The sequence below is a fragment of the Streptomyces niphimycinicus genome (genome assembly GCF_018883605.1).
Classification (GTDB): domain Bacteria; phylum Actinomycetota; class Actinomycetes; order Streptomycetales; family Streptomycetaceae; genus Streptomyces; species Streptomyces niphimycinicus.
In genome coordinates this window covers 1-4,796 of sequence record NZ_JAHLEM010000606.1, presented here as the reverse complement: position 1 = coordinate 4,796, position 4,796 = coordinate 1, and the positions used below count along the sequence as shown (strand labels likewise).

General features: G+C 71.8%; 5 protein-coding genes and 1 pseudogene. 3 read left to right on the top strand and 3 right to left on the bottom strand.

The features are described from left to right. Positions 1 to 444: 444 nt before the first annotated feature. Complete coding sequence (locus KN815_RS37545; RefSeq protein ID WP_216346312.1) at positions 445 to 1,215, bottom strand: SDR family NAD(P)-dependent oxidoreductase; 771 nt, start codon at positions 1,213 to 1,215, stop codon at positions 445 to 447. 72 nt (positions 1,216 to 1,287) lie between these two features. Next, a complete protein-coding gene (locus KN815_RS37540; protein WP_216346311.1) occupies positions 1,288 to 1,956 on the bottom strand; it encodes an MOSC domain-containing protein in 669 nt (222 codons plus the stop codon). Between the two features lie 80 nt (positions 1,957 to 2,036). Here KN815_RS37540 and KN815_RS37535 point away from each other — a divergent pair, with 80 nt between their 5' ends. Then, complete coding sequence (locus KN815_RS37535) at positions 2,037 to 2,939, top strand: LysR family transcriptional regulator (protein WP_216346310.1); 903 nt, start codon at positions 2,037 to 2,039, stop codon at positions 2,937 to 2,939. A gap of 70 nt (positions 2,940 to 3,009) precedes the next feature. On the opposite strand, the gene KN815_RS37530 is transcribed toward KN815_RS37535, so the two are convergent. Next, positions 3,010 to 3,324, bottom strand: coding sequence for a WhiB family transcriptional regulator (locus tag KN815_RS37530; RefSeq protein ID WP_014054233.1), 315 nt, complete (start codon positions 3,322 to 3,324; stop codon positions 3,010 to 3,012). A 408-nt stretch (positions 3,325 to 3,732) separates the two neighbouring features. On the opposite strand from KN815_RS37530, the gene KN815_RS37525 reads away from it, so the two are divergent. Together KN815_RS37525 and KN815_RS51720 are read left to right on the top strand one after the other, a co-directional pair. Then, positions 3,733 to 4,344, top strand: coding sequence for a response regulator transcription factor (locus KN815_RS37525; RefSeq protein WP_003948568.1), 612 nt, complete (start codon positions 3,733 to 3,735; stop codon positions 4,342 to 4,344). A 290-nt stretch (positions 4,345 to 4,634) separates the two neighbouring features. Then, positions 4,635 to 4,796 (top strand): annotated as a pseudogene (locus tag KN815_RS51720) (RNA polymerase sigma factor ShbA); the annotation flags it as partial.

Genomic DNA, 4,796 nt, shown 5'->3' with positions numbered 1-4,796 from the left:
CACTGACGTTTGCACGTCGCCGCTGTGCTGCGCGAAGGCGCGGCCGCCCTGAGGGCGGCCGCGCCTTCGTCGTTCGCCCCCGGTTGTGTGGTGGGTGCCGGGGGCGGGGCCTCCGGTGCGGCGCCCTGGACCGCATATTTACGGCGCCGGTGCCCGGGGGCGTGGAGTGGGCCGGAGATTGGCGCCACAAATATGCGAGAGCGTCCAGGACACCACCCCTGCGACCCCGCCCCCTCCCGTCTCGTCGGCGGCTGCCCACCGGTGGCCCAGGGGCGTCTGTCCGTCCCGGGGGCGTGAATTTCAGCCCCTCCGGCGTTTGAGGAGCGGGGTTCGGGGCGGAGCCCCGGCGGGGGTGAGGGGGCGGAGCCCCCCCCCCACGCGGCGGAGCCGCATACCACGGTCCGCACCCGGTGTGCGGCCCCGGCGCGGGTGATCCCGGGAGGGCTACTTGGCCGGGGGGCGGCCGACCTTGGAGGAGAGGGTGGAGATGGCCGAGCGCGGGGCCAGCTTGGCCAGCCCGGTCATCGCCTTGTAGCGCGGGTCCGGAATGGACAGCGACTTGCCCCGGGCGAAATCCTTCAGCGCCGCCGTGACCAGCCGGTCCGCGTCCAGCCACAGCCAGCTCGGCACGCTCTCCCGCTTGATTCCCGCTCGCGCGTGGAACTCCGTACGGACGAACCCCGGGCACAGCGCCATCATCCGTACGCCCGCGCTCGCCAGGTCCTTCGCCGCGCCCTGGGTGAACTGCACGACCCACGCCTTGCTCGCCCCGTAGGTTCCGCGCGGGAAGAAGGCCGCGATCGACGCCACGTTGATCACCCCGCCGCGCCCGCGGCTGCGCATCGTTTCGGCGCCCGCGCTGGTCAGTCGGAGCACCGCCTCGCAGTGCAGCTTCAGCATCCGCAGCTCATCGGTGATCGGCACCTCCAGATAGCGGTCGCGGTTGCCGAAACCGGCGTTGTTGACGAGCAGATCGACCGGGTGGGTGCGGTCCCTTAGCCGGGCCTCGACCGCGGCGATTCCGTCATCCTCGGACAGGTCCGCCACCAGCACATCGGCCTCCACGCCGTGCCGGTCGTGCAGATCCGCCGCCTGCTCCCGCAGCCGCTTCTCGTCGCGTGCGACGAGCACCAGATTGTGGCCGTCGGCGGCGAGCCGGCCCGCGAACGCGGCCCCGATGCCCGCGGTGGTTCCGGTGATCAATGCAGTCGTCATACGCGCACGTTATCGGCCGGGCGGACCGCCGAGCGGGACCGCGAGCGATCTGGGCCGGAATGAGCACTTCCGTCAGCCGGACCGGTACTTGAGGGCGGCCTTCCGCGCCTCCGGATGCAGTGCGTCGCCCGCCACCAGCACCCTCGGCAGCAGCTCCCGCTCGGTGGTCTCGGCGCGGAAGAGGAAGGCGACCGTCACCTCGTGGTCGGGCCGGTGCACGATCTCGACGGGGTCGCCCGAGCGGACCTCGCCGGGTTCGAGCACCCGCAGATACGCCCCCGGGACGGCGGCCTGGGTGAACCGCTTGAGCCATCCCCGCTCGCCCAGCCACCCCGCGAACGTACGGCAGGGGATGCGCGGTGAGGTCACCTCCAGCAGCAGCTCGTTCCCCACCCGCCAGCGCTCGCCGATGCGGGCGCCGCTGACGTCGATGCCGCTGGTGGTGAGGTTCTCGCCGAAGGCGCCGTTGGCCAGCTCGCGGCCCAGTTCCTGTTCCCAGACGTCGAGGTCCTCCCGGGCGTAGGCGTAGACGGCCTGGTCGTCGCCGCCGTGGTGGCGGGTGTCGCAGACATCGTCACCGGACAGACCGCTTCGGCCCTGGCCCTTCGGCCCCGGGGCCGCGACCCGCACCGGGCGTTCGACGGGCCGCTTGTCGATACCGGTGCCGGTGGGGCAGTCGGTGTAGTCGGTCCGCATCGCGCGGCCCAGATTCACCGTGAGAACGGCTGGAGTATGCAGCATGACCGCACCGTAGGGCAGGGCGGTCAAAGCGTCGACGTAATATCCCGGCCCATCCCCAAGGGTCGCTTATGCTCGGAGGCATGATCGAGGCCCGCCATCTCAGGGTGCTGCGCGCGGTGGCCGCCACCGGCTCCTTCTCCGCCGCCGCCCGTGAGCTGGGCTGCACCCAGCCCGCCGTCAGCCAGCAGATGAAGGTTCTGGAGGGCGCCGCCGGCACCCCGTTGCTGATCCGCAGCGGGCGGGAGATGCGGCTGACCGAGGCGGGCCGGGCGCTGGTGCGGCATGCCACCGGGATCCTGGCCGGGCTGACCGCCGCCGAGGAGGAGGTCGCGGCGATCGCCGGGCTGCGGGCGGGCCGGGTGCGGCTGGTGTCCTTCCCCAGCGGCAGCTCGACCCTGGTGCCCATGGCGCTCGCCGAGCTGCGCGCGGCGCATCCGGGGACCCGGGTCTCGCTGGTGGAGGCCGAGCCGCCGGGCTCGGTGGAGATGCTGCGCTCGGGCGACTGCGAGATCGCGCTGGCCTTCCGGTATCCGCAGATGGGCGAGGAGGCTTCGGGCGAGTGGGACGATCTGGTCCTGCGGCCGCTGCTGAACGACCGGCTGGTGGGCGTGGTGCCGGAGGGGCACAAGTTCGCGGGCGCCGGGGCGGTGGGCATCGCCGAGCTGGCCGGGGAGCCGTGGATCGCGGGCTGCCCGCGCTGCCGGGGGCATCTGGTGGAGGTGTGCGAGTCCGAGGGGTTCACGCCGCGGATCGACTTCGCGACGGACGACTATCCGACGGTCATCGGCCTGGTCGGGGCCGGGCTGGGGGTCGCGGTGCTGCCCGAGCTGGCGCTGGAGTCCGTACGGACCAAGGGCGCCACGACGCTGGAGGTCGAACCGGCGGTGCGCCGGGAAGTGGTGGCGCTGACCCTGCCCGACCTCGCGCGCGTCCCGGCGGTGGCGGCGACGCTGGACCGGCTGGAGCAGGCGGCCCGCAGGTGAGCGGGCGTTTTCGCGCACCGGGTGGTGAGCGGAAGGAACGTTTCTTCGATTGGCTGCGACCGGGTTCCGATCAGGATCCGGGGGCCCCGGTGCCGGCGACCGCGCGGTGGCGTGCCCGCCCCATGAGCTCCTCGCGTTCGTCCTCGGTCAGTCCGCCCCACACTCCGTAAGGCTCGCGTACGGCGAGGGCGTGCGCGGCGCACTGCGCGCGTACCGGGCAGCGCATGCACACCTCTTTCGCCGACATCTCGCGCGCGCTGCGGGCAGCGCCGCGCTCCCCCTCCGGGTGGAAGAAGAGCGAGCTGTCGACCCCGCGACACGCGGCCAGGAGCTGCCAGTCCCACAGGTCGGCATTCGGGCCGGGAAGACGGGAGAAATCTGCCATTGCCTTATCTCCTCGATGCGATCGGCTGCGGACGCTGCGTCCTGGGTCGTACACCTACGGTGTAAGTAGATGTAAATATGACTCATTGCGAATCTAGCCACACAGACCCGCAAATTGGAAGCAAGGTCGCCAAATGCCACCGAAGGGACTGCCTCGGGGGCTGCCCTATGGGGGAGACGCGAAGCGCGCGACCTGTGCCACGAAGCTGCTCCGTGTCCGGGCCCTCACGTAGAGTGTCGAAGGTGGCCGCCGAACCCCGTAACTCTTTCGGGTGACCGTCGTTGAGAGTGCGGAGGCGGTTGATGGGTAAAGCTCTCGGACAGATATCCGGGGCTGTCAATCGCTCAGGTGACGATATGTACCAGCCTGGAGGCTCAAGGTGACGCGCACTAGCTGCGGAGGACGGCCATGACATCCGTCCTCGTCTGCGACGACTCCCCGCTTGCCCGAGAGGCGCTGCGCCGTGCGGTGGCGACCGTGCCCGGCGTCGAGCGTGTGACGACGGCGGCCAACGGCGAGGAAGTCCTCCGCCGCTGGGGCGCCGACCGCTCGGATCTGATTCTGATGGACGTACGGATGCCCGGTCTCGGCGGAGTCGAGACCGTGCGGCGGCTGCTCTCCGCCGACCCGGGCGCCCGGATCATCATGCTCACGGTCGCCGAGGATCTCGACGGCGTCGCGCTGGCCGTGGCCGCCGGCGCCCGTGGCTATCTGCACAAGGACGCCTCGCGCGCCGAGCTGCGCGCCACCGTGACCCAGGCGCTCGCCGACCCCACCTGGCGGCTGGCCCCGCGCCGGCTGCGCTCGGCCGAGATGGGCGCCGCGCCCACCCTCACCGCGCGGGAGATCCAGGTGCTCGAGGGCATGAGCCACGGCCGCTCCAATGCGGAGATCGGCCGTGAGCTGTTCCTGTCCGAGGACACGGTCAAGACGCACGCACGCCGGCTGTTCAAGAAGCTCGGCGCGTCCGACCGGGCCCATGCGGTGGCCCTCGGCTTCCGCTGGGGTCTGGTCCGCTGACTCGGCCACGACCGTTCTGACGTGCTGCGCAGCGGGGGCGCTACGGTCCCCGCCCGCCGGGTGGCGGGCGGGGCGAGAGCGTGCGCGGCGGGCCCTGTCGCGGTGGCCTGTACCAGTTCCCCGCGCGATGCCGCATCCTTGAAGGTGTGGAGTTCCTCGGGGACGAGTCGGTCGGGCGTGAGGGGAGAGCGCAGGACGTGACGACAGCCGGCGCACCTGCTCATAACGCTTCAGCGCACAACTACGGACGCAGTGCCACGGAGCCACCGGGCCCGAGGCACCATGGATGGATGCCGCGCGATGAGGAGAACCCAGGAGCCGCCAAGGGCGCTCCCGGGGGCACGGGGCCGATCGGCGCCCTCGTCGGGCGCGCCGTCGAAGGGGACGAGCAGGCCACTCATGACCTGCTGGCCCTGGTTCATCCGCTGGCCCTGCGGTATTGCCGCACGAGG

What these genes read in the sequence shown, in the direction of transcription:
- KN815_RS37535 (WP_216346310.1), top strand. Translation starts at nt 2,037, where the DNA reads ATGATCGAGGCCCGCCATCTCAGGGTGCTGCGCGCGGTGGCCGCCACC.
- KN815_RS37540 (WP_216346311.1), bottom strand. Translation starts at nt 1,956, where the DNA reads ATGCTGCATACTCCAGCCGTTCTCACGGTGAATCTGGGCCGCGCGATG.
- KN815_RS37545 (WP_216346312.1), bottom strand. Translation starts at nt 1,215, where the DNA reads ATGACGACTGCATTGATCACCGGAACCACCGCGGGCATCGGGGCCGCG.
- KN815_RS37530 (WP_014054233.1), bottom strand. Translation starts at nt 3,324, where the DNA reads ATGGCAGATTTCTCCCGTCTTCCCGGCCCGAATGCCGACCTGTGGGAC.
- KN815_RS37525 (WP_003948568.1), top strand. Translation starts at nt 3,733, where the DNA reads ATGACATCCGTCCTCGTCTGCGACGACTCCCCGCTTGCCCGAGAGGCG.